Genomic DNA, 23,531 nt, shown 5'->3' on the forward strand with positions numbered 1-23,531 from the left:
CGGATATACAGATGCAGATATGATCAGGTAAAACGGGGGACATGAAATGGATGATATACACCGGATTTTGGATGTCATCGCCACTTCTAAAAAAGCTAAGGTACTGGCTACCATTATTAAAACAGAGGGGTCCGCTTATAAGAAAGAAGGGGCTTCGATGTTGATTTTAGGGGATAAAACAAGAGTCGGAATGTTATCCGCCGGCTGTCTGGAAGAAGACCTCGTTGAACGGTCGGAACAGGTCTGGGCTGCAGGAGAGCCGGTGATTGTCCGCTTTGATATGAGCGCGGAAGACGATTTATCCTGGGGACAGGGCATTGGCTGTATTGGTGTTTTGACGGTTTTACTTGAGCCTGTAAAAGGGGAATTGGAACGAAATCTGATGACAGTCAAGACATGCTTAGATGAAAAAAAGTCTGTGACCCGAATGAAACGATTCACTAAAACGTTAGAGCCAAAGGAAGATCTGTACATAGTGGAAGATGGCGAAGTGTTTGGAACCGGGGATGTTATGGAACAAGGCCGTATTCAAAAACTGAGACAGACGGAAAAGGGAATCAAGAGGGATGAACATACCTCTGATTTATTTTTTATCCATCAGATGGTGCCAAAACCTTGTTTATATGTCTTCGGAGCAGGGGAAGATGCGAAGCCGTTAGTTTCGTTGGCAGCTGGCACTGGCTTTCATGTGACGGTGATTGACTGGCGTCCCGCTTTATGTCATCACGGCCATTTCCCTGAAGCCGGCCATTTGATAACAGGAGCACCGGAAGAAGTCATGGAAGGCCTGAGCATGACCCAAAGAGATTTTGTTGTCATTATGACACACAGCTTTCAAAAAGATCAGATCATTTTACATACATTAAAAAAAAAGAATGTGTTTTATAAAGGTGTATTAGGCCCCAGAAGGCGCACTGAACGGCTGTTAGGCGGAGCTGAGATTCCGGAGGATATTCATTCCCCTATCGGACTTCCCATCGGGGCACAGGGCCCTGAAGAGATTGCTGTAAGTATTGTCGGCGAGATGATTAAAGAAATGCGAAAGCAAAGGTCTGCTTTATGAAAACAGCAGCCATTTACCTGGCAGCCGGTACAAGCAGACGCATGGGGACGGATAAGCGAAGTTTGTTTCTCAATGGAGTTTCCCTTGGAAGTATGGCTCTTAAAAATGCCTTGTTATCTGAATTAGATCATATTTTCGTTATAACGGGAAAGGGAGATCCACTGCATTGGCTTTCGGATTTTTTCTTTTTAGATCCCATATCAAATAAGTGGAGTCAGGCAGAATGTGAGCAAGCGGATAAGGGCCAAGGCCATTCCATACAATGCGGTTTACAAAAAGCGGCAGAGTACGAGGCTGACGCCGTTATCATTCTCCTTGCAGATCAGCCGTTTGTCACCGCAGATATCATCAATACGTTAATTGATTCCTATCAGAAGGAGCACCGTTATTTATTTATCGCCGCTGAAAATCAATATCTTCCTATGCCCCCCATTTTATTCTCAGATCAATGTTTTCCAGTATTGCTTCAGTTAAAGGGAGATCAGGGCGCCCGGCATGTCATCCGTGAAAGTATGATCAATATGGGAAAAATGATCAGCTTTCAAGACCCTTTGCTTTTTTATGACGTCGATACAGTTGAAGATTATACGCTGCTGCTGAATAAATTCGGGGAGTGAATGAGTTGGAGTATATCGGGAAGAGTGTCATTCGAAAAGAGGCCCTTGAAAAAGTGACGGGTAAAGCGAAATATACGGATGATTTTCAAGAAACAGGCATATTACACGCAAAAATGCTGGTCAGTCCATATGCGCATGCCGATATTGTGTCTATGGACTTTTCAGAAGCTTGGAAGATTCCCGGCGTGAGAGCGATATTGGGTGATGAACCTTTTCCGCTTGCAGGTGAAGAAATTAAAGACAGATCGCCGATTGCCTATAAAAGGGTCAGATACCATGGTGAGCCGGTTGCTGTTGTTGTAGCGGAAAATCCAATTACAGCTAAAAAGGCAGCGGATGCCATCAAAGTATCCTATAAACCTCTTCCCGTCGTCAATTCCCCCCGTGAGGCCTTTCAAAAGGATGCGCCGCTCGTCCATGAAAATGCGGACCGCTATGAGAAGACAAAAGGTGTATTCCCGGTTCCGAAGACAAATATCGCAAACCTGGATAAGGTTAGAAAAGGAAATATTGAAGATGGGTTTAGGGAAAGTGATGTGACAGCAGAATTCCAAATTTCCTTTAACCCTTCTGATCACGCTGCGATGGAAACAAGATGCTCGATTGTTGAAATTCGGGCGGATGAGGAGATTATCATTACCACATCCTCTCAAGCTCCTTTTGCCATTAAAAAATTAATGGAGTGGTATTTTGGAATTGAACCCGGAAAGGTGATCGTCAAAACGCCTTTAGTAGGAGGAGCGTACGGGGGAAAAGCAGCCGTTCAGTTAGAGGTGATTGCCTATTTGGCATCAAAAGCAGTCGGAGGCCGGCCCGTCAAATTGTTTAATACGAGAGAAGAGGATCTGATCACATCTCCCGTTCATATCGGGTTGGATGCCATTGTCAAATTAGGGGCTACAAAGGATGGAATCTTAAAGGCGGCGGACATTCAGCTTTTATTTGATGGCGGAGCGTATTCTGATAAAGGAGTGGACATCAGCCGGGCTGCGGTGGTTGATTGTACGGGTCCGTACGCGATCGATCATATACGGTGTGATTCATATTGTATGTATACGAATCATCCATATCCAAGTGCATTCAGGGGCTACAGCCATGCTGAAGTGTTATTTGCCTTTGAGCGGACGATGGATGTATTGGCGGAAAAGCTGAACATGGACCCATTAGAACTCCGCTATAAAAATGCCATTCGCCCCGGTGACACCACACCGACTCAAGTTCTTCTCAATTCAAGCACGGTCGGAAATGTGCCGAAGTGCATTGAAAGATTGAAGGAATTAATGAATTGGGACGAGGGACAGCGAATTGAAATCGATGGCCGGAAGATACGGGCGAAGGGAATCAGCTGCATTTGGAAAACCTCAACATTTGATACAAATGCAACGTCCGGGGTGATTCTAACCTTTAATCCCGATGGAAGCATTAATTTGATGTCAGGGGTAGTGGAAATTGGAACAGGGACAAAAACAGTGCTAGCCCAAATCTTAGCGGAACGAATGAAAATGGATATAAGCAAAATTCACGTAAAAATGCTTATAGATACACAAACAACACCCGAGCATTGGAAAACCGTGGGGAGCAGAGGGACGTTAATGGCCGGAAGAGCCGTACTGAATGCAGCGGAGGAAGCCATTCGAAAGCTGAAAGACGTGGCATCATGTGTATTGCGGGTTCCTGTCGAGGAATTGGAAGTGGCCGACGGAAAGGTTTATTTTATAGATCATCCTTCTGTACATGTTGAAATAAAAGACATTGCTTACGGATATACCTTTCCAAATGGAAATACCATTGGCGGCCAAATCATTGCGAGCGGCAATTACACATTAACCCGGATGACGAATTTAGACCGGGAAACGGGAAGAGGGAAGCCGGGACCCGAGTGGGCTGTCGGTGCTCAGGGAATTGAAGTTGAGTTGGATAAACGGGATTATACGTATCGAATTACAAAAGCCTATTCTGTTGTGGATATAGGAACTGTACTGAATGAAAAAGCTGCTAGGGGTCAAGTGATGGGGGGGATGAGTATGGGAATCGCATTTGGAGGAAGAGAAACCTTTGTATTTGATTCATATGGCAGAGTATTAAATCCTCAGCTTAGAACATACCGCCCCCTTCACTATGGAGAGCAGCCTGAATATATCATTGAATTTGTTGAAACCCCGCATGTGATTGCGCCTTATGGGGCGCGCGGCGGCGGGGAACACGGACTGTTGGGGATGCCGGCAGCATTGGGAAATTGCCTTTCCGCCGCTTTAGGTGTCCAATTGAATCAACTTCCTCTCATTCCCGAACGATTATGGAGGACGCAAGAGGGGTGGAAAGATGATACCGTTTGATTTTGATTATTTTAAACCGAAGACCATTCAAGAAACAATCAATCTATTTCACTCGCTTGCGGCCGAAAAGAAAACACCAATGTATTATTCCGGCGGCACGGAAATTATCACGTTAGGAAGGCTGAATATCATCTATACGGATGCGGTGATAGATCTGAACGCGCTTCCGGAATTTCAAACCATCCGCTTTTATGAAAATGATTTGGTGATCGGAGCGGGCGTGTCATTAACGAAACTGGAGGAAGAAAATCCATTTCCGCTATTAAGTAAAACAGTAAGTGAAATAGCCGATCGGACGACTCGAAATAAGATCAGCCTGGGCGGAAACATTTGCGGGGGCATCTATTACCGTGAGGCCGTGCTGCCGTTGCTGATTTCTGATAGTTTGATAGGGATTGCAGGGAGAGCGGGGATTCATTACCGTCCCATAAATAAAGTATTTAACAAGGAAATACAGTTGCAAAAAGGTGATTTTTTATTTCATGTCGTTGTCGATCGAGCGTACGTTGACCTGCCATTTGTCAGTATCAAAAGAAGACAGCAGTGGAATGTCGGATATCCATTGGTGACAGTCTGTGCGCTGAAAAAAGATGATGAGATCAGAATGGCCTTCAGCGGCGTATGTCCATTTCCGTTTCGTTCTGCTGAAATGGAGGCTGTGCTTAACGATAAAAACCGATCAGCAGAAGAAAGAGTGCGCAGGTCTTTACAGTATGTACCCAAACCCGTTCTTGATGACGCAGAAGGCTCAAGTGAATACCGAATATTTGTCTTGCAAAATACAATTTTAGATGCCTTACGGGAATTAGAAGGAGGTCCAAATGTCTGATCCTATTACGTTGAAAGTAAATGGCGAGGAAAGACAGATTACGGTCAGGCCGGCTGATACTTTGTTAATTGCTCTTCGTCTTCGTCTCGGATTAACTGGTGCAAAGCCGGGCTGCTTAAATGGGGATTGCGGCGCCTGTACGGTATTAACGGACGGGGTGCCGATGAAATCTTGCTTAATGCTTGCGGCAGAAGGGGAAGGAAAGGACATTACGACGATTGAAGGACTGATCAATACGCCGATTCAAAAGGCCTTTATTGAAAAATTCGCGTTTCAATGCGGTTATTGCACACCGGGTTTTCTCATGAATTGTCATGCTTTAGTGAATACTGAGCCGAATGCAAGTGATGACACGATAAAAAATTGGCTGGAGTCCAATATTTGCAGATGTACGGGTTATAGGGAGATTGAAGAAGCGGTTAAATCGGTTTTACATACAGGGAAACCGTAAAAAAAGAGCCCAGAGAATCATCCCTGAACTCCATATTCTTCACTTCATATACCGATACTCCCGCAGTTTCTCCAAAATCGCCACTTCTTTCATCAGTTCTTCACCGACGTTTGTTTCTTTCACTTTCTTCCGCTCCAGCTCTTTGTCGACTAATCGTTTCACTGTTAAGACGTCGGTTCCGGTGCTCAGCACTTCGGCCTTGGAGTTAAAGTGTTTATGGGCGACGAGCTGCATGCCGTAGGAGTTGTATAAGAGCGTGTAGCCGGCGATGCCTGTTGTGGATTGGTAGGCTTTGGAGAAGCCGCCGTCGATGACGATCATTTTTCCGTTTGCCTTGATCGGATCTTCGCCTTCGATTTCTTTTACCGGTGTATGGCCGTTGATGATATGGCCGTGATCCGGGTTGAGGCCGAATTCCTTCAGGATGTTTCGGCAGGCTGCTTCGTCTTCACGCAAATAGTAATACGGGTTTTTCTTTTCTTTATGCGTTTCCTTCTCTTTAATGAAATACCGCTCAAAGGTTGTCATGGCGCGTTTTCCAAAGAGGGAGGAGTATTCGCCTGTCCATAAGTACCAAGTCATATCTGTCGCCAGATCATCGGTTTCTTCCGGATGGGCAAACGCTTCCCGTAAGAACCGTTCAAATACATCGAGCAGCTCACGGCCCGCATAAGCTTTATCCTCTATCATCATCGTTTCCATGCTGCCGTTTTCATCGACGGGAATACAGCCGTGAATCAGCAGGTTGCCGTTATATTTTAAATAAAGGCTGCCTTTTTTCATCATAAAATTCATATGACGGCCCAGCTTTTCGGAGTTCTGAACAGAGAACAGCAGCTTGTCCATGACTTCTGCTTCTTCTTCTAACAGCTCGTCAGGCTGTTTAGGATTCACCGTCGCAAAGCAGGTGTTTTCCAGCTGATATGTTTTTCCGTTCAGCGTGATTTCATTGCGGTCATAATCGATCTTTTCCAGTAACAGCCGTTCCTCCATATTAAAATTCGGCCGTCTCTTTATAATCGGGCTCTCAAGCTTGAATTGGATCATCGCGATCGCCTGATGAATTTTTGTGATTTGTTTAATCTCATCTTCCGGTCTGTTTTCGTCCGCTTTCGGGCGGAAAGACGGGTTATCATCGTAATATTTTTCGGCAAGGTTCAATAGCGGTCTCAGATTGATGCCGTAAACGTCTTCAATAATATCCAGATTGTCATAGCGGGCACAGATGCGGATAATGTTTGCCAGGCATACTTTTGAGCCGGAATAAGCGCCTATCCAGAGAACATCATGATTCCCCCATTGAATATCCACTGAATGATAGTTGATCAGTTCTTCCATGATCTTATCCGGCTGCGGTCCGCGGTCATAAATATCGCCGACAACATGCAGATGGTCGACCACCAAACGCTGCGTGCTGTAGGCAAGGCCGGTGATCAGCTTATCGGCCTGGCCGAGCGCAATGATCTGTTCTATGATTTCAGAGTAGTATTGTTCTTTGTTGGCGGCTTGTTCTGTTTTGTACAGCAGCTCTTCAGAAATATAAGCAAATTGGGCGGGCAGCGCTTTGCGCAATTTGGAGCGGGTGTACTTGGAAGAACAATAAGAAACGAGCTTAATCATCCGGTGAATCGTTTCTTTATACCACTCGTTTAATGCCTCTTTCGTATCAAAGTCATGTTTGATCAGCTGCAGTTTGTCCTCAGGATAATAGACTAAAGCCGTCAGTTCATCAATTTCTCTATCGTAAATGACGCCGCTGAAAATATCGCGGATCTTCTCTTTTACCCTTCCTGAACCGTTCCGCAGCACGTGCTGGAATGCCTGATACTCCCCGTGCAGATCACTGACGAAATGCTCGGTTCCTTTCGGCAGGTTCAGTATCGCTTTCAGATTAATGATTTCCGTGACCACTTTTTCTTCACAATCGTATTTTTGTGCGAGCAGATCTAAATATTTCGTTTCCAATCTCGTCCATCCCCTTTTTATTTACGAGCAATTGTATGATAAAGTGAATTTAAAGTATGACATAATGTTTAAATGATTAGACCTTATATGATAGTACCGCATAACGCCTTTTTGAGACAATGAAAACGGAAAATACGGCGCTTCAGGCATCAAAAATTGGACCGGGATAACGCCGTGCAGCTCATCCCTCTATTGACAATGCATTCAAGTTCCATTAAAATAAAAAGTTAGCTGATAGGTATTTCTATCAGAAACTCAATACGTAGCAGGCTATGATTGCTGTGGGTCGAACTACAGCAGGAGCGGCTTCTGGAGAGACCGCGGGTTTTCCGCGGCGCCGAAGGGTTCACAATCTCAGGCAAAAGGACAGAAGAGTACCGAATATGTATTTGTCATGCTGTTGATTGTCAGCGGCGCAGATATAATTTGATATTCTTATGACCATGAGATTGGAGGGCATCCAATCTCTTTTTTTATTGGCTTTTTTTGCTCGTCGTTCACTAGAGAGGTAAGGAGGAGTCAGATGTGGAGCAGCGAGAGCTAAAGAGGGACTTATCGAATCGGCACGTGCAGCTGATCGCCATTGGCGGCACGATCGGCACCGGATTGTTTTTAGGGTCCGGTAGGGCGATTCAGCTGGCGGGTCCTTCTATCATCTTTGCGTATTTTATTGTAGGTATTGCGCTTTTTTTCGTCATGCGGGCGCTGGGAGAACTGCTGTTATCTAAAGCGGGATACCAATCATTAACGGATATTGCCGAGGCGTACTTAGGGCCGCGTGCAGCGTTTGTCACCGGCTGGACCTACTGGTTTTGCTGGATTATGACGGCTATGGCTGATGTGATCGCCGTCGGTGTGTATGTGAAATATTGGTTTGATATTCCGCAGTGGATTCCGGCACTTATCTGTTTGCTCATTTTATTAGGGCTTAATCTGTTAACGGTTAAGATTTTTGGAGAATTGGAGTTTTGGTTCGCCTTAATTAAGGTAGTCACGATTCTCGCGTTAATTGTCATCGGTGTAGTTCTGCTGGTGATTGGGTTCAAAACGCATACCGGAACGGTTTCAGCGGCGAATCTGTGGGAGCACGGCGGCTTGTTTCCGAACGGATTTTCAGGCTTTTTGCTTTCGTTCCAGATGGTGATCTTCGCCTATGTCGGTGTGGAATTAGTGGGTGTGTCGGCGGCGGAAACGTCAAATCCGAAAAAAAATATTCCGTCCGCTATCAATAAAATTCCATTGCGGATTTTATTTTTCTACGTCGGGGCATTGCTCATTCTTTTATGTATTAATCCGTGGATGCAGCTGAATGCGGCGGAAAGTCCTTTTGTAAAGACCTTCAGTCTGGTCGGCATTCCGTTAGCCGCGGGAATCATTAATTTTGTCGTATTAACGTCTGCCGCTTCTGCTTGTAACAGCGGGATGTTTTCAACAAGCCGGATTTTGTATAACTTAAGCAAAACGAAACAAGCGCCTGCAAGTTTTGCGAAGCTGAATAAAAATCATGTGCCGAGCCGCGCATTATGGATATCGGTTATTGTGCTGTCAGCTGGCGCTCTTTTAAGCAAATTGATACCGGAAGCGGCTTTTGGCATCGTGACCACCATCAGCGCGATTTGTTTCATTTGGGTGTGGGGCGTGATTCTTGTCTGTCATATCAGATACAGGAAAACCCGTCCGGACTTACATGCAAGCTCGTCTTTCAAGGCGCCGTTTGCGCCGTTTATCAATTACGCCGTGCTGGCGCTGTTTGCCGTCATTCTGGTGATTATGCTGTTTGCGGATGCAACGCGCCCGGCTTTGCTGCTGACGCCGCTGTGGTTTATTGGATTATTTCTTATCTATCGGGCGAGAGGGAGAAAGACAGATTGAATTGCTTCAGACGGTGTACTGCCATGCAGTATGCCGTTTTTTGTTTTGATTGGAAAGCGAGAATATTTGTTAGAAATCAGGCTATAATGATTGTATAATTTAAAAAAGTGTATAATTTTAAATTAAGCGAGGTGATGATATGAAGTATGAGAAGTTATCTAAGCTTTTTTATAAAATGGATGCTGATTCATATGAGAAAGAATTTAAAAAGAGAACAAGCAGCTATGGCAGTTATTCAACATCATTAAACATACGGGGGTTCCGAAAAGGCCGACCCACGGACGATTCATTTGAGCTATTTTATGTGAATACACATAAACTCATGAAGCTGAATAATGAAGTGTTGTTAAACAGTTCCAAAATTTCATCCCTTATCAGTCAGCTCCCCGAATTTGCCGTCAAACCTTATTTTGATAAATTAATTATTAATGAAGCACAGAGTAATAATGAAATTGAAGGAATCCGCAGTACAAAAAAAGAATTGAAAGAGGCTCTTAAAGCGTTAGAACAATCCGAGCCCTCACATAAGCGGTTTGTCGGATTGATGAAAACATATCAATTTATAGACCGAATTCCGTCGTTTACAAGCATTCATGACTTTAGGGAATTATATGACGAGCTGGTCGCAGATGAAATCGGAGCAGAAGATGCGCCGGATGGTGAGCTATTCAGAAAAGGCTATGTTGAAGTGAACGATGGGAACATGACCACCCATATCGGCGTTAATTCTGAACAGAAGATAACAGAAGCGCTTGAGGCTTTAATTGCTTATCTTCACGATGAAACACATCCCCAGCTGTATCGTTACATGACAGCTCATTACTACTATGAATACATTCATCCTTTTTATGACGGCAATGGAAGAACAGGACGCCTTATCGTTGGGAGTTATTTGTCCCGATACTTAGAAAAATATTCAGCCATCACTTTTTCTTACGCAGTTAATAAGAATAAAGATAAGTATTATAAGGCATTAGAGGAAATTCCCGCACCTTTAAACCGGGGAGAGTTGACTTTTTATTTAATGGATATGCTGGAATTGCTTCTGTCAGGACAAAAAGGAATTATTGAGGATCTTGAATTTAATTTAATGAAACTGAAACGAATTAGGAACTATATTGATAGCGATCAATGGGCTGATTATAAAGATGAACGTGATATTTTTAATATCATTATCACGATTAATGTATTTGTAAATGATCAGGTTACGCTGTCGGTGCAAGATTTAATGGAGCTCTCAAATAAATCGAGACATAAAATTAACAGAGTAATGGATTATTTAGAACAGCAAGGATTTGTTGAGCTGGTAAGCAGAAGGCCAAAATCTTATAAAATCAGCGAGGATTGTTTAGAGGAAATACTGCCTTCTTAATTAGTATATTTAAAAAAGCCGCCATTCATATGGCGGCTTTCACATTAATTCCGGATCAAATAATCAAATGCGCCTAAAGCGGCAGTTGCACCTGATCCCATGGAGATAATGATTTGGTTGTACGGGCCGTCTGTGCAGTCCCCTGCGGCGAATAGGCCGGGAATGCTTGTCGCGCCGCTCTTATCAACGATGATTTCGCCGATGCGGTTGCGTTCGACCGTTTCGTCTAACCATTCTGTATTCGGCACGAGACCGATTTGGACGAATACACCTTGAAGTTCAACGTGTTTTTCTTCGCCTGTTTCACGGTCAACGAACGTAATGCCGTTTACGTTTTGGTCGCCTGTGATTTCTTTCGTTTGTGCATTTTTGTGCACAGTGACGTTTGGCAGGCTGTAAAGACGTTTTTGCAGGACTTCGTCTGCTTTCAGTTCAGGCGCGAATTCCAGCACAGTCACGTGATTAACGATACCTGCAAGGTCAATCGCCGCTTCGATTCCGGAGTTTCCGCCGCCGATAACCGCTACGTCTTTGCCTTCAAACAATGGTCCGTCACAGTGCGGGCAGTATGCAACACCTTTGTTTTTGAACTCTTGCTCACCAGGTACGTTGACATTGCGCCAGCGGGCACCTGTTGACAGGATCACTGTTTTACTTTTCAGTACAGCGCCGTTTTCGAGTTCAAGTTCGAAGAGGTCTTTTTTCTCAAGGCGTTTCGCGCGCTGAAGGTTCATGACGTCAATATCATAATCTTTCACGTGCTCTTCAAGGCTTGCAGCGAGCTTCGGTCCTTCAGTCGCTTTGACGCTGATGAAGTTTTCGATGCTCATGGTGTCGAGTACCTGGCCGCCGAAGCGTTCAGCGACGACACCGGTGCGGATGCCTTTACGCGCCGTGTAGATGGCCGCGCTTGCGCCGGCAGGTCCGCCGCCGACAACAAGAACGTCAAACGGCTCTTTGTCGGCAAACTCAGACGCATCTGCGCCGCTGCCCATTTTTGCGAGAATCTCTTCGATGGTCATACGGCCGCTTCCGAAAGATTCACCGTTTAAGAATACAGTCGGAACAGCCATAATGTTTTTGCTTTCCACTTCTTCTTTGAATGCCGCGCCGTCAATCATTGTATGAGTGATATTCGGGTTGAGCACGCTCATCATGTTTAATGCTTGGACGACATCAGGGCAGTTGTGGCACGTCAGGCTGATATAAGACTCGAATCGGTATTCTCCGCTGATGTTCTTAATCTGGTCAATGACCTTTTGATCAGCCTTAGGCGCTCTGCCGCTGACTTGAAGCAATGCCAGCACTAATGATGTAAATTCGTGGCCGAGAGGAACACCGGCGAATGTAACGCCTGTGTCTTCTCCGGTACGATTAACGCTGAAGCTCGGTGTTCTGTTTAATTCAGTTTTTTCAACTGAAATTTTAGATGACATGGAAGCCAGCTCGTCAACGAGAGCCAGCATGTCCTTAGAAGTGTCATCGTCACCGGCGCTTACTTTGAGAACAATGTCGTTCTCAATTAGCTGCATGTATTGATTTAATTGTGCTTTGATATTTGCATCAAGTACCAATGGAATGCACTCCTTAGATTTTACCTACCAAATCAAGGCTAGGTGTAAGTGTTTCGCCGCCTTCTTCCCATTTAGCCGGGCAGACTTCACCTGGGTTTTGACGAACATATTGAGCTGCTTTTACTTTGTTTACAAGGTTGCTTGCGTCACGGCCGATACCGCCTGCATTGATTTCAACTGTTTGGATGACGCCATCAGGATCGATGATGAATGTTCCGCGGTCAGCAAGACCAGTTTCTTCGTCAAGAACGTCGAAGTTGCGGGAGATCGTTTGAGATGGGTCACCGATCATTGCATAAGTGATTTTGCCGATTTTTTCAGAGCTGTCATGCCAGCCTTTGTGTACGAAGTGAGTATCTGTAGAAACAGAGTATACTTCAACACCTAATTCTTTCAGTGCAGCGTATTGTCCTTGAAGATCTTCAAGTTCAGTCGGGCAAACGAAAGAGAAATCCGCTGGATAGAAGCAGAAAACGCTCCATTGACCTTTCAAATCTTCGTTTGTTACATCGATGAATTCACCGTTTTTGAAAGCTTTTGCTTCGAATGGCAGTACTTCTTTTCCGATTAAAGACATAATATCTTCCTCCTGAAATGTGATTTGAAATATATTAAAAAGACAAAGCATTCACTTTATCTTTCAATAATAATTCTAATTATATATAGATTATTAAATAACATTTATTTTTTGTCAAGCTATATGGGGTATTATTTTCTGCTTTTTTTGCTTTAGACGTCTAAAAACGCCTGGTATAAGCGGTTTGGCGCTGTTTGTCATGTTTAGCGCCGGGCGAAAGGGGGATTCTCAATTGGTGAATCGAAACAGTGGGAATCAACCCTTCTATATGGCAGTATAAACCAAAGGGGGTATGATCATGCAAATAAATAACATTACTTTGTACAGTTGTGCGTTGGAGGAGACGAAACACTTCTATGAACGGGTGTTAGGTTTTCCTTTAATTGATGAGTCCGGTGATTCGTTTACCATCAAGGCGGGAGAAAGTGAGTTGAAATTCAGGCGCGCCGATTCTCACTCTCATCCGACGTATCATTTCGCGTTTAACATTCCGAATAATCGTTTTGATGAGGCGAAGGCGTGGATGAAGGATAAAGTCGTTTTTCAAACGGAAGATGGGGAGGATGAGGTGTATTTCTCTCATATTCAGGCGCGTTCCTTTTATTTCAAAGATCCGTCCAACAATCTGGCGGAATTCATCGCGAGAGAAACATCGCCGCCAAGCGCGGAACATTTTTCGATTGAGTCCGTTCTGAATATCGGCGAGGTGAATCTGACGGCTGCCGAAGTCGTATCAACCGGGAGGGAGCTGCAGCGTTTCGGCATTCCGGTGAGAAAGCATGCGCCTCTTAGGGAAAATGGGTTTCATTTTATGGGTGATTACAATGATGGGGCGTTTTTGCTTTTAGGGCCGAGCGGCCGCCGCTGGATTTTTTCTGATCAGCATGCGGAGTTCCATCCGCTGTCTGTTATTGTGAACGGGACGATCCGCATTGAGGCTGACGGAAAGGGCGGCATTGACATCAGGCGGGCACAGCCGTCATAAAAAAGCCCGGGCTCAAAAGGCCCGGACTTGGGGACATTATTTATAGACAACACGGGTGCTGCACATGATGTCGTGCAGCGTTTTTTTCTCTCCGAAGGCGCCCATGATGAATCCGATATAAAGAATGAGCTTAGATATGATATATGCGAAAGCGCGTCCGAAGGCCTGGCCGATGGAAATCCTTCCGCCATCCTCATTGACGACCTTAAGGCCGAGCAATGCTTTTCCCAGTGTCCCCTGCATCTTTGAGGTCGTGAGCAGGCTGAAATATAAGATACTGATCACAAAAGAGCTCACAAGAATCGGGATGACGCCGAACACCAGAAAAGAGATGTTAAACTGATTTTCGGTCATGAAGGGGTCAGCCGCCGCAACGCCTGCCGCAAATAAAAAAGAGACCATAAATTGAATGATAAAAATCGGAATTCCTATGATGATTTGATCAATGACGTAAGCCAGAAACCGAATCCAAAATCCTGCCGGTCTTTCCATGTATCTTTTTCTCTCCCTTGCTTTAATCTGGAATATTATACGTAATCATTCCGGATTTTGCAACGGAGCTTAAGCTTCTGCGAGCAGCCTCTTTCCCAATGCCAAGCGTCCCATGATCAGCCCGAAAGCCAGAAGGGCAAACATGATGCCGCACCACATCAGCTGATGGATTCCCAAATGTGAAATAAACCAGCCGCCCGCCGCCGTTCCGATGGTGATGCCGAGGTTGGAAAAAGAGACAAACAGGCTGTTGCCGAATTCGGGCGCCTCCTTTGCTTCCGCAGTAAGCCATGTCTGGCTGACAATGAGACCGCCGGAATGAACGGCGCCCCATACGAAGACGAGGGCGGCCATCGGCGCGAAAGACGTCCCAAACCCGTATATGAGCAAGTAGGCGGCTGTATAAAGAAGCGGAAACAGGATGACGGTCTTTTTCATATTTTTATATAACAAAGCGCCGAAGACGAAATTACCGGCTATCATAATCACTCCGAAGCTCATCAGCATAAAGCTGACCCATGTGCCGTTCATATGGGACACTCGTCCGAGGTACTCCGCAAAATAGCTGTAGACAGAAAACATGGCCGCAAAGAGACAGGTGACGGCAGCGATATTGAGCCACAAAGCCGGTTTGCGAAGGATGCCGAGCTGACTTCTGAAAGACATTTTTTCTGTGACCGGCATGGATGGCAAAAAGAGAAGAATGCCCGTGAATGCGATGAGACTGATGATAGCGCCGAATAAGAAGGCGGCTTCAAGGGAGAGACGCTCCGCCAGATAAGACGTGAAAGGCACGCCGAACGCAAAGCCGGCGGTGATGCCTGAAAAGACTTTCGTTACGGCTTTTCCGGATTGGCCGGCGGGGACAAGCCGGGCCGCGGCCGCAAGCGCTACAGAAAAGAACACCGGGTGGCATAAAGCCGGAATGATCCGAAACGCCAGCATGACACTGAAATGCGCCGTATACGCGTAGACCGCATTTGAAACGGCAAACATCAGCACCGCCAAAAGCAGAATGACTTTCCGGTTTATGCCTGAAGCAAGCAAGGTCAAAAACGGTCCCGACACAGCGACGATGAACGCGAAAATACTGACAAGCCACCCCGCTTTTGAAGCAGAAATATGAAATCTGTCCGCCACTTGCGGAAGAACCCCGATAATGCCCATCTCGGTCGTAATAATCCCGAAAACCCCTAATGCCAAAAATAGAATGAAGACGGAACTGCTTTTTTTCATTGTTATGTATGCCTCCTTTTATAACTACATATACAGAAAAATAGATATGTTATAACAAAAAAATCCCTCCTTTCATGGTTATAGCTGGTGCTGAACATAGTCAGCAAAGGCTTTAATTTGTTTTTCATTCCTTCTGTAATAGGTCCACTTTCCGATTCGTTCGGATTCCAGCAGGCCGGCTTTTTGCATCGTCAGCAGGTAGCTGGAGATGACGGACTGCGCAAGCCCCGACTTTGCCTGAATATCACCGACGCAAATTCCGGTGCGGAAACTGAGTCCCTGATCAAGATAAGGTCTTTCATCAAAATGGTCTTCCGGGTGTTTAAGCCACGTCATAATATCACTTCGTGTTTTGTTAGATAGCGCTTTATGAATCAATATCGGTTCCATAACGTTTATTATATCTATTTTTCTGGATTTGTAAATTCGTTTTTAACAAAACATTCTCAAAGTAACTAAATATCGTGCTAAAATATAACATATTATCAGATTACCGGTAAAAAAGCCGGGTTATTGTCAGGAGGATATTCACATGAATCAAAAGAAAAAAGGTGCGGTTGCGATGACCTTGCTTTCCGCTCTGCTGTTTTGTTTATTGCCGGTCATCGGCTCGCTTTCTCCGTTTGCAGAAACGGGGCCGAACGCGAATCGTTTTAATTCCGCGGGCATGTGGGCCGCCGTCGGTCAGATCCTTTTTATATATGCGGTCCCGCTCATTATGTATATTCTCGGTGTTCGTGTCATGAAAATCATCATGGCCGTTTTTTGCGGAATCGGGCTTCTCATTTGCGCGGCTGTCTTTTTGGTAACGTTATTGGTCGTAACTTCTTTGGAACAGGAGCTGTCTCTTTATTACGGCCTTCTCGTTTGGTCAGGCGCGGCTTTTATCGTCAATGTGGTGTGGTATATTGCCGCGTTTCGATCATCCCCGAAGCATCAGCAGGCTATGTGACATTTGTTCTATAAATCTGCCGAAAATACAAATATTTCATAGGTTAATTATGGTATGATCGAAGTGATATAGCAGCTTTTAATAGAAACGGGAGGAACTGACATTGAAAAAAAAGACAGCTTCATTGCGAATGAAAACATTGGCGGCCGGCGCTGCGGTTGCTGCGGCTTTATCTGTGGGAGCGGTTTCTGATCTGCCGGGGGCAAAATGGCTGCATCCGGCGGCTGCTCAAGCTGCGGAAACGGTATTTAAACAAAATCATGCGGCATCCGGTTTCTTGGCGGGACGGTATGACGCGCAGGCGATGTCTCCGACGATGTTCAACTGGTCAAGAGAAAGCCGGTTTACAAGCACTGCCGATGGCGCGTTAAAATGGGAAAAGAATGTTCCGGCCAATCCTCAAAACGGTGCGGGAGCCGCGGTTGACAGGGACGGCACCGTATTTATTCAATCAAAAGACGGGAAGCTGACGGCGTATCATCCGGACGGTACTGTGAAATGGGTGACGGAAAACCTCGGGACGACCTATACGCTGACTCCGGTGCTCGGAACAAACGGTGTCATTTATCTTCCTTCTCACGATAAAAAACTATATTTCATCGACAAAGAAACCGGAAACATTTTAACATCGGTTCCGCTGAGCGGAGCGCCTAGTTCCGATGCGGCTATCGGCTCTGACGGCACGCTGTATGTGTCGACGCTGGATAACTATATCTATGCGATTAAACCGACGTCGCCTTCGACATGGACGCAAAAGTGGAAGTTTAAAACAAACGGCGTGGTCGGTTCCGCTCCCGTGTTAGCATCAAACGGAACGCTGTATACGGCAACGTACAATAATATCTTTTACGCGATCAATTCCGGAACGGGCCAAGTGAAATGGTCAAAAACGACGTCCAACGGGTTTAAAGGCTATCCGGTTATTGATAGAGACGGCACCGTTTACGCCGGAAACCAGGACGGCAACTTATACGCCTATACATCAACGGGTGCTGTAAAGTGGACGTTCCCGTTAAACGGTTTCTCCAGCTCTTCATTAGCGATCGACCATAACGGCAATGTGTATATCGGTTCCGGAAGCGGCGAGCTGTTTTCCATCAGCAAAACCGGCAATATGAACTGGTCTTTCTATACGGACGGGCCTGTGAGAACGGCGCCGCTGATTGATGCGGACGGCAATGTGTACTTCGGTTCTGACGATAAAAATGTCTATGCGGTTGACGCTGACGGTAATGAAAAATGGCGCTATCAAACAGACAGCAATGTCATTTCCTCCCCGGTTCTGGCTGAAGACGGCACGCTTTACGTCGGCACTTATACGAAACTGCTCGCATTCGGGGCAAAAAAATAATAAAAAAGAATCCGCGTCATCTGCGCGGATTCTTTTTTTATTTAGAGGCTTGTATAAATACGCCTTTTTCATGAGAAAATTCTTTAAAGCCGTACACACCGTGATATGAACCGATCCCGCTCGTATTGACACCGCCGAACGGAAGGTTGACGTCAGTGAAATGAACGACGACATCATTGACAGAAGCATTGCCGGATGTCGTATGCTGCAGCACATAATCGATCAGCTCCTGATTATGGCTGAATACATACAAGGCAAGCGGCTTGTCCCGTTCAGTGATGTAATCAACGGCTTCACTGATATCTTCGTAATTCATAATCGGCAGAATCGGTGCGAAGATTTCTTCCTGCATGATCTTCATATCAGGCGTGACGTTTGTCAGCACGGTCGGAGAAATCGTGCGGTCATGCGCATCGAATACGCCGCCGAACGCCGTTTTCGCCCCTTTTTCAATGGCGTCATCATACAGGGCTTTGACACGGTTAAAGTTGCGGTCGTTGACAATCTGCGTGAATTTGTTGCGGTCAACCGTATGATCATCCTCCATAAAACCTGCATTGACAATGGTTTGCAGGAGATCTGTAAAGGTGCTCTGCACTTCTTTCTTCATAAGGAGATAGTCAGGTGCGATACATGTTTGCCCCGCATTGACAAATTTGCCGACGGCGATTTTTTTCGCCGCGTCCATCAAATCATAGTCGCTGTCGATGATCGTCGGGCTTTTTCCGCCAAGCTCAAGCGTGACGGACGACAAGTGCTTCGCTGCTGCCGTCATGACGATTTTACCGACATTCGTGCTTCCGGTGAAGAAAATGTGGTCAAACGGCTGGTCGAGCAGTTCTGTGGCGACATCGACCTCACCTTCAAAAATGGCGACTTCTTCTTCGTGAAATGCCTCGCGAATAACTGTCGCGGCGATATGGCTCGTCTCCATTGTAAAATCGGACAGCTTCACAATCGCGCTGTTGCCGGCCGCAATGGCAGCTGCAAGCGGAGCCATCGTCAGCATAAACGGATAATTCCACGGGCCGAGAATTAAGGTAAGGCCTTTTGGCTCGTACATTAATACGCCGTCAGCGTCGGGACTGACGGATGAGCCGACGCGTTTCGGCGCCATCCAGGTGTCGAGATTGTTCATATTATCTTTAATCGCCTTAATCGTTCCCTGCGTTTCCGCTCTTTTTACCTCATGATAAGGCTTGCGGACGTCCCGTCTGATCGCCTCGATGATTTCTTCTTCATGTGCGGTGACGGCATCTAAAAAGCGCTGAAGCTTTTCTCTGCGCTGCCCGGCTGTTGAAGCACGCAGCGTTTTTTGATTTTTTTTCTGAAGCTCAAAGACGCGTTTGATGTCTGCTTTTATATGCTGATCCATCGGTCTTCCTCCTCTGGTTGCTTTTTTGTTTCTTCAGGGCCTATTATAATGTGGTGTGTTTTTGCGGCAAAGACAGCGTAAACACATCTATACGTTACCGTACAAATTGCGGTGATCTGTCTAATGAAAGGAGTGTCTCTTATGCCGGATTCTGTGACAACTGACATCAAACAAGCGCTTTTGGCCATGCTTGGAGAGCGGGATATCCGCCGTGTGACCATGAAGGACATCGCCGAACGGGCGCGTGTGAGCCGGGGGACACTGTACCTTTATTACGAAGATAAATATGCGATTTTAGAGGATATAGAGGAAGAAATGAAAGACGGGCTGAGCGAAGCGCTGTATGATTCACTGAAGAATAAAGATGTGCTTCATTTACATGGCGGATGGCAAAAAGTGCATCCGACCCTGTCTTTTGTTGACCGGCATCGGGTGTTTTTCCAAACGATGATGGATCGCAATAAAATGCCCTATTTTCACTTTCATGCTTTTTTAAAAGATGTGTTCCGGCATGATGTGCTGCTGTCACCGGTCAATTCGGATTTCTCACCGACTGAACAGGATATGTACATTCATTACCGCGCTTTATACACGTATGCCATTGTGTTGTACTGGCTGAATGAGGAGCCCGGGGCATCCCCGGAAGCGATCAGCGGACAGGTGTGGGATTTGATTTCTCAAAAACGGTTTTACTGGCTGTTCGGCCGCCGGGTGCCGGAACAAGAAGAAAAAAAGCCCGCCGACCGCCGGGTGACAAGGACGAGGCAGGCCTTGCAAGAAGCCATGATCGGCTTAATGGCGGAAAAAAAAGAGTACGCGGCAATCACGATTTCCGATATTGCCCGTCAAAGCAACCTCCGCCGTGCCACTTTTTATGACCATTACGCCAACAAAGAAGCATTGCTGAAAACGATCATCCATCAATCATGCCGGGATCTGATCGGATTATTGACGGTAAAAGGAGAGCCTGCCGACTGTTCCATGGAAGAAGCGGAATCCGCGCTCGTCGGTCTCTTTTCGGCGCTGTCGGACGGCCTGCCGCTCGTTCATTTTCTGAGAGAGGGTTCGGGAGTGCCTGACGTCATCCCGGAAATGTTCAGAGCGCTGCAATCGTTTTATCTTCATCAGCCCCTGCACATTCAGGCGGGCAAAAAACTCTATGCATATTATGTCGCGTCCATGCTCGCCGGTTTGATTCAATATCGTCTTCATGAAGGAAAAGACCACGCGCCGGATATGCTGGCCCGGGAGTTTCTGCAGTTTTTGGATGTAAAGAAGTATCGGGTGATTTTGCTGTGAGGATGATGAAAAAGAACTCAGCCGAAAACAGGCCGGGTTCTTTTTTGCTGTTTTCTCTTTGAGAAGCGCCGATATGAAGTGTCCGGCTTTATCCCTTATAAAAAAGATACCTTCCATATGACGCCTGATCAGCATTCTGCCGCCAAACATGACAAATGTCATATTCGGGGCATGATGGCTGCTACTACAAAAGCGTCTGGCGCCCCGTTATACTTGGGATCATAATGAAAAAGAAGGGACATGACATTCATGACCAATCACACCGCAACTCAAAAACAAGCATCTTTAAAAAAGCAGGTTGCCGCATTTTCCGGTGCCGATACAAAGCATAGTGTCAATCAGCTTTTCAACACGTTTGTGCCGTTTTTTGCCCTTTGGTTTCTTGCTTACTTCAGCCTCAATGTCTCCTATCTTCTGACCCTCGCTTTTACTGTTATAGCAGCGGGATTTTTGACAAGAATCTTTATTATTTTCCACGACTGCTGCCATCAATCCTTTTTCAAACAAAAGAAGCTGAACCGGCTGTTCGGGTTTATTTCAGGTGTACTGACACTGTTTCCGTTCCTTCAATGGCAGCGCAGCCACTCCATTCATCATGCGACGAGCAGCAACTTAGATAAACGGGGCACCGGCGATATTTGGATGATGACCGTCAAGGAATACAACGAAGCGTCAGCTTGGACAAAAGTACGCTACAGACTTTATCGCAATCCGTTTATTATGTTTATTCTCGGCCCGATTTACGTATTTCTGATTAAAAACCGTTTCAATGTAAAAGGCGCCCGCCGCAAGGAGCGCTGGAACACCTATTTCACGAACGCGGCGATTGTCTTATTGGCTGCTGCGACGTGCCTGCTTGTCGGCTGGGAAAACTTTTTGCTTGTTCAGGGTCCGATTTTCCTTATTTCGGGGTCAATCGGCGTCTGGCTCTTTTATGTTCAGCACACGTTTGAGGATTCTTATTTTGAAGCCGATGAGCATTGGGATTATGTGCAGGCCGCGGTAGAAGGAAGCTCCTTTTACAAGCTTCCGAAGCTTTTGCAATGGCTGACAGGCAATATCGGCTACCATCATGTTCACCACTTAAGCCCGAAAGTGCCGAACTACAAGCTGGAAGCCGCTCATGAGGGGCACGAGCCTTTAAAAAACGTGCCGACCATTACGCTTAAAACAAGTCTTGAATCCATGAAATTCCGTCTGTGGGATGAGGACGAAAAGCAATTTGTCACCTTTCGGGAGGCGCGGAAAAAACCGGCGCCCCATCCGGTGCCGAAAGAACCTTTGAAGAAAAATGCCTGATATGGCGCGCGGCTCTTTCTCTTATCAGAAAGGGCCTTCTCTTCATGCGTGAGGATGCAATGAAGGCGGTGTTTTGATAAAGTGATGGTAGACACAAGCAGCAGAAGGTGGAATAAGGATGAAGAAATATTTTAAATTTCAAAAACTGAACGGGATTTCTCCTTATATATGGATGATTTTTTTCATCTTGCCTTTTTATTTTATTTTTAAAAGCTCTTCTACCTTTGTCATCGTGGCCGGCATCATTTTCACACTTGTTTTCTTTGGCGCATACCGCTTCGCATTTGTTGCAAAAGGCTGGCCGCTTTACTTATGGGCGCTTCTTCTGATCGGCATTTCGACCGGCTCAGTTATGCTGTTCAGCTATATTTACTTCGCCTTCTTTATCGCCTACTTCATCGGCCATATCCGAGACAAAGTTCCTTTTTACATCTTATATTACATTCATATCATCAGTGCGGCGGTTGCCGTCAACTTCAGCCTTGTTCTGAAAAAAGGGTGGTTTTTGACACAAATTCCGTTTATCGTCATCACTCTGATCAGTGCCATCCTGCTCCCGCTCAGCATTCGAAGCAGAAAGGCACGGGAGCGCCTTGAGGAGAAATTAGAATATGCAAATGAGCGAATCGCCGATCTTGTGAAGCTGGAAGAAAGGCAGCGCATTGCCCGGGACCTTCACGATACACTTGGACAAAAGCTCTCCTTAATCGGATTGAAAAGCGACCTCGCCCGAAAGCTGATATACAAGGACCCTGAACAGGCCCGCACTGAGCTGAAAAGCGTGCAGCAGACGGCCCGCACCTCCTTAAATGAGGTCAGACAAATTGTCTCGTCGATGAAAGGCATCCGATTGAAGGATGAGCTCGGCAATGTTCGGCAAATTCTTGAAGCGGCAGGAATTGATTTTGTGTATGAAGAAAAAGAAGCGCCCAAACATATCTCTTTGCTGAACGAAAACATCGTCAGCATGTGCATTAAAGAAGCCGTCACCAATGTCGTGAAACACAGCGGCGCCAAAGTATGCCGCATCACCATTCAGCAGCTTTGGAAAGAGGTTGTCATTACGGTAGAAGATGACGGCAGCTTTCAATGCAAAGAAGACCGCTTTTTTTCAAAGGGGCACGGCCTGCTTGGAATGAGGGAACGTCTTGAATTCGCAAACGGCAGTTTAGCCATCGATACAGCCGCCGGAACAAAGCTGACCATGAGAATCCCGAATGATTCAAAATCAAAAGAAAAGGATGGTAGCAGATGATCAACATCTTCATTGCCGAGGATCAGCAAATGCTGCTCGGCGCACTCGGTTCGCTGTTGAATTTAGAAGAGGATATGACGGTTGTCGGTAAAGGCACAAGCGGCCAGGATGCCATCGATTTCGTGGAAAAACATGCGCCCGACATCTGTCTGATGGATATCGAAATGCCCGGGAAATCAGGTCTTGAAGCGGCAGAAGAACTCAAGGACAGCGGTGTGAAAATCATCATTTTGACGACCTTTGCCCGCTCCGGCTATTTTCAGCGGGCGCTAAAAGCAGGCGTCAGCGGGTACATGCTCAAGGACAGCCCGAGCGATGAGCTCGTCAGCGCCATCCGCAGCGTCATGAAAGGAAGACGCGTCTACGCACCTGAATTAATGGAGGACATCTATAGTGAAGAAAACCCGCTGACCGAACGGGAAAAAGAGGTGCTCGAGCTTGTCGCAGACGGGAAAAACACGAAAGAAATCGCAAACGCCCTCAGCATCAAAAGCGGCACAGTCCGCAATTACGTTTCGATGATCCTGGATAAATTAGAAGTGAAAAATCGAATTGAAGCCATTACCCGATCAAAGGAAAAGGGCTGGTTTAAGTAACCCGCCCTCAGCTTGTTCAGCCAGTGTTTTTGCAC

The 23,531-nt window shown here is 46.0% G+C and carries 21 protein-coding genes and 1 riboswitch; of the genes, 14 read left to right on the forward strand and 7 right to left on the reverse strand.

The annotated features are described in order from the left end of the window. The first annotated feature begins 46 nt into the window (after nucleotides 1-46). From BGM27_RS10495 to BGM27_RS10515, 5 genes are read left to right on the forward strand one after another with little or no spacing between them, the layout of a single operon-like run. The gene (locus BGM27_RS10495; RefSeq protein ID WP_007407867.1) at nucleotides 47-1,063 is read left to right on the forward strand and encodes an XdhC family protein; all 1,017 of its coding nucleotides are present in this window, start codon (nucleotides 47-49) and stop codon (nucleotides 1,061-1,063) included. Then, nucleotides 1,060-1,680, forward strand: coding sequence for an NTP transferase domain-containing protein (locus BGM27_RS10500; RefSeq protein ID WP_020954384.1), 621 nt, complete (start codon nucleotides 1,060-1,062; stop codon nucleotides 1,678-1,680). Before BGM27_RS10495 ends, BGM27_RS10500 begins: the two co-directional genes overlap by 4 nt. Before the next feature lie 5 nt (nucleotides 1,681-1,685). Further along, nucleotides 1,686-4,016 carry a xanthine dehydrogenase family protein molybdopterin-binding subunit gene (locus BGM27_RS10505; protein WP_007407865.1) on the forward strand — a complete coding sequence of 777 codons (2,331 nt, stop codon included), beginning with the start codon at nucleotides 1,686-1,688 and terminating at the stop codon, nucleotides 4,014-4,016. Then, nucleotides 4,003-4,845, forward strand: coding sequence for an FAD binding domain-containing protein (locus BGM27_RS10510; RefSeq protein ID WP_007407864.1), 843 nt, complete (start codon nucleotides 4,003-4,005; stop codon nucleotides 4,843-4,845). Before BGM27_RS10505 ends, BGM27_RS10510 begins: the two co-directional genes overlap by 14 nt. Next, nucleotides 4,838-5,296 (forward strand): (2Fe-2S)-binding protein, encoded by a 459-nt coding sequence (locus tag BGM27_RS10515; RefSeq protein ID WP_007407863.1) that lies wholly within the window; start codon nucleotides 4,838-4,840, stop codon nucleotides 5,294-5,296. The genes BGM27_RS10510 and BGM27_RS10515 overlap by 8 nt, the downstream gene beginning before the upstream one ends. Before the next feature lie 39 nt (nucleotides 5,297-5,335). Here BGM27_RS10515 and fbp read toward each other — a convergent pair whose 3' ends face one another. Continuing rightward, nucleotides 5,336-7,261 carry a fructose-1,6-bisphosphatase gene (fbp, locus tag BGM27_RS10520; RefSeq protein WP_007407862.1) on the reverse strand — a complete coding sequence of 642 codons (1,926 nt, stop codon included), beginning with the start codon at nucleotides 7,259-7,261 and terminating at the stop codon, nucleotides 5,336-5,338. Between the two features lie 299 nt (nucleotides 7,262-7,560). Continuing rightward, nucleotides 7,561-7,641: riboswitch (glycine riboswitch) on the forward strand. Nucleotides 7,642-7,786: 145 nt separating this feature from the next. Between fbp and BGM27_RS10525 the strand changes: the two genes are divergently transcribed. Beyond that, nucleotides 7,787-9,133, forward strand: coding sequence for an amino acid permease (locus BGM27_RS10525; RefSeq protein ID WP_007407861.1), 1,347 nt, complete (start codon nucleotides 7,787-7,789; stop codon nucleotides 9,131-9,133). Between the two features lie 139 nt (nucleotides 9,134-9,272). Then, on the forward strand, nucleotides 9,273-10,505 hold the full coding sequence (locus BGM27_RS10530; RefSeq protein ID WP_007407860.1) for a Fic family protein: 1,233 nt from the start codon (nucleotides 9,273-9,275) through the stop codon (nucleotides 10,503-10,505). Between the two features lie 44 nt (nucleotides 10,506-10,549). Here the strand turns inward: BGM27_RS10530 and ahpF are convergent, their stop codons facing one another. Both ahpF and ahpC read right to left on the reverse strand, forming a co-directional pair. Next, nucleotides 10,550-12,079 carry an alkyl hydroperoxide reductase subunit F gene (gene ahpF, locus BGM27_RS10535; RefSeq protein ID WP_007407859.1) on the reverse strand — a complete coding sequence of 510 codons (1,530 nt, stop codon included), beginning with the start codon at nucleotides 12,077-12,079 and terminating at the stop codon, nucleotides 10,550-10,552. A 13-nt stretch (nucleotides 12,080-12,092) separates the two neighbouring features. Further along, nucleotides 12,093-12,656 (reverse strand): alkyl hydroperoxide reductase subunit C, encoded by a 564-nt coding sequence (ahpC, locus tag BGM27_RS10540; protein ID WP_004393188.1) that lies wholly within the window; start codon nucleotides 12,654-12,656, stop codon nucleotides 12,093-12,095. A gap of 298 nt (nucleotides 12,657-12,954) precedes the next feature. On the opposite strand from ahpC, the gene BGM27_RS10545 reads away from it, so the two are divergent. Beyond that, a complete protein-coding gene (locus BGM27_RS10545) occupies nucleotides 12,955-13,641 on the forward strand; it encodes a VOC family protein (protein WP_007407858.1) in 687 nt (228 codons plus the stop codon). Nucleotides 13,642-13,677: 36 nt separating this feature from the next. Here BGM27_RS10545 and BGM27_RS10550 read toward each other — a convergent pair whose 3' ends face one another. From BGM27_RS10550 to BGM27_RS10560, 3 genes are all read right to left on the reverse strand, one after another. After that, complete coding sequence (locus tag BGM27_RS10550; RefSeq protein WP_007407857.1) at nucleotides 13,678-14,133, reverse strand: RDD family protein; 456 nt, start codon at nucleotides 14,131-14,133, stop codon at nucleotides 13,678-13,680. 69 nt (nucleotides 14,134-14,202) lie between these two features. Further along, nucleotides 14,203-15,369, reverse strand: a complete 1,167-nt coding sequence (locus BGM27_RS10555) for an MFS transporter (protein ID WP_007407856.1) — start codon at nucleotides 15,367-15,369, stop codon at nucleotides 14,203-14,205. A 78-nt stretch (nucleotides 15,370-15,447) separates the two neighbouring features. Beyond that, complete coding sequence (locus BGM27_RS10560; protein WP_007407855.1) at nucleotides 15,448-15,759, reverse strand: ArsR/SmtB family transcription factor; 312 nt, start codon at nucleotides 15,757-15,759, stop codon at nucleotides 15,448-15,450. A 142-nt stretch (nucleotides 15,760-15,901) separates the two neighbouring features. Here BGM27_RS10560 and BGM27_RS10565 point away from each other — a divergent pair, with 142 nt between their 5' ends. Beyond that, nucleotides 15,902-16,321 (forward strand): DUF5391 family protein, encoded by a 420-nt coding sequence (locus BGM27_RS10565; RefSeq protein WP_007407854.1) that lies wholly within the window; start codon nucleotides 15,902-15,904, stop codon nucleotides 16,319-16,321. A 130-nt stretch (nucleotides 16,322-16,451) separates the two neighbouring features. Further along, entirely contained in the window at nucleotides 16,452-17,672 is a 1,221-nt protein-coding gene (locus tag BGM27_RS10570; protein WP_096335161.1) for an outer membrane protein assembly factor BamB family protein, read from the forward strand. A 37-nt stretch (nucleotides 17,673-17,709) separates the two neighbouring features. On the opposite strand, the gene BGM27_RS10575 is transcribed toward BGM27_RS10570, so the two are convergent. After that, nucleotides 17,710-19,047, reverse strand: a complete 1,338-nt coding sequence (locus tag BGM27_RS10575; protein ID WP_007407852.1) for an aldehyde dehydrogenase family protein — start codon at nucleotides 19,045-19,047, stop codon at nucleotides 17,710-17,712. A 141-nt stretch (nucleotides 19,048-19,188) separates the two neighbouring features. On the opposite strand from BGM27_RS10575, the gene BGM27_RS10580 reads away from it, so the two are divergent. The 4 genes from BGM27_RS10580 to BGM27_RS10595 all read left to right on the forward strand — a co-directional run bounded on the left by BGM27_RS10580 (nucleotide 19,189) and on the right by BGM27_RS10595 (nucleotide 23,496). Next, nucleotides 19,189-20,346: a TetR/AcrR family transcriptional regulator gene (locus BGM27_RS10580; protein ID WP_007407851.1), complete on the forward strand. Its 1,158-nt coding sequence runs from the start codon at nucleotides 19,189-19,191 to the stop codon at nucleotides 20,344-20,346. A 249-nt stretch (nucleotides 20,347-20,595) separates the two neighbouring features. Beyond that, nucleotides 20,596-21,645, forward strand: a complete 1,050-nt coding sequence (gene desA, locus BGM27_RS10585) for a Delta(5) desaturase DesA (RefSeq protein ID WP_007407850.1) — start codon at nucleotides 20,596-20,598, stop codon at nucleotides 21,643-21,645. 118 nt (nucleotides 21,646-21,763) lie between these two features. Beyond that, nucleotides 21,764-22,900: a sensor histidine kinase gene (locus tag BGM27_RS10590; protein ID WP_007407849.1), complete on the forward strand. Its 1,137-nt coding sequence runs from the start codon at nucleotides 21,764-21,766 to the stop codon at nucleotides 22,898-22,900. Further along, nucleotides 22,897-23,496 carry a response regulator transcription factor gene (locus BGM27_RS10595; RefSeq protein ID WP_007407848.1) on the forward strand — a complete coding sequence of 200 codons (600 nt, stop codon included), beginning with the start codon at nucleotides 22,897-22,899 and terminating at the stop codon, nucleotides 23,494-23,496. Before BGM27_RS10590 ends, BGM27_RS10595 begins: the two co-directional genes overlap by 4 nt. Nucleotides 23,497-23,531: the final 35 nt, after the last annotated feature.

Source organism: Bacillus sp. FJAT-27001, from assembly GCF_019039175.1.
Classification (GTDB): domain Bacteria; phylum Bacillota; class Bacilli; order Bacillales; family Bacillaceae; genus Bacillus; species Bacillus velezensis.

What these genes read in the sequence shown, in the direction of transcription:
- BGM27_RS10495 (WP_007407867.1), top strand. Translation starts at nt 47, where the DNA reads ATGGATGATATACACCGGATTTTGGATGTCATCGCCACTTCTAAAAAA.
- BGM27_RS10500 (WP_020954384.1), top strand. Translation starts at nt 1,060, where the DNA reads ATGAAAACAGCAGCCATTTACCTGGCAGCCGGTACAAGCAGACGCATG.
- BGM27_RS10510 (WP_007407864.1), top strand. Translation starts at nt 4,003, where the DNA reads ATGATACCGTTTGATTTTGATTATTTTAAACCGAAGACCATTCAAGAA.
- BGM27_RS10515 (WP_007407863.1), top strand. Translation starts at nt 4,838, where the DNA reads ATGTCTGATCCTATTACGTTGAAAGTAAATGGCGAGGAAAGACAGATT.
- BGM27_RS10530 (WP_007407860.1), top strand. Translation starts at nt 9,273, where the DNA reads ATGAAGTATGAGAAGTTATCTAAGCTTTTTTATAAAATGGATGCTGAT.
- ahpC (WP_004393188.1), bottom strand. Translation starts at nt 12,656, where the DNA reads ATGTCTTTAATCGGAAAAGAAGTACTGCCATTCGAAGCAAAAGCTTTC.
- BGM27_RS10545 (WP_007407858.1), top strand. Translation starts at nt 12,955, where the DNA reads ATGCAAATAAATAACATTACTTTGTACAGTTGTGCGTTGGAGGAGACG.
- BGM27_RS10550 (WP_007407857.1), bottom strand. Translation starts at nt 14,133, where the DNA reads ATGGAAAGACCGGCAGGATTTTGGATTCGGTTTCTGGCTTACGTCATT.
- BGM27_RS10555 (WP_007407856.1), bottom strand. Translation starts at nt 15,369, where the DNA reads ATGAAAAAAAGCAGTTCCGTCTTCATTCTATTTTTGGCATTAGGGGTT.
- BGM27_RS10560 (WP_007407855.1), bottom strand. Translation starts at nt 15,759, where the DNA reads ATGGAACCGATATTGATTCATAAAGCGCTATCTAACAAAACACGAAGT.
- BGM27_RS10565 (WP_007407854.1), top strand. Translation starts at nt 15,902, where the DNA reads ATGAATCAAAAGAAAAAAGGTGCGGTTGCGATGACCTTGCTTTCCGCT.
- BGM27_RS10570 (WP_096335161.1), top strand. Translation starts at nt 16,452, where the DNA reads ATGAAAACATTGGCGGCCGGCGCTGCGGTTGCTGCGGCTTTATCTGTG.
- BGM27_RS10575 (WP_007407852.1), bottom strand. Translation starts at nt 19,047, where the DNA reads ATGGATCAGCATATAAAAGCAGACATCAAACGCGTCTTTGAGCTTCAG.
- BGM27_RS10580 (WP_007407851.1), top strand. Translation starts at nt 19,189, where the DNA reads ATGCCGGATTCTGTGACAACTGACATCAAACAAGCGCTTTTGGCCATG.
- desA (WP_007407850.1), top strand. Translation starts at nt 20,596, where the DNA reads ATGACCAATCACACCGCAACTCAAAAACAAGCATCTTTAAAAAAGCAG.
- BGM27_RS10590 (WP_007407849.1), top strand. Translation starts at nt 21,764, where the DNA reads ATGAAGAAATATTTTAAATTTCAAAAACTGAACGGGATTTCTCCTTAT.
- BGM27_RS10595 (WP_007407848.1), top strand. Translation starts at nt 22,897, where the DNA reads ATGATCAACATCTTCATTGCCGAGGATCAGCAAATGCTGCTCGGCGCA.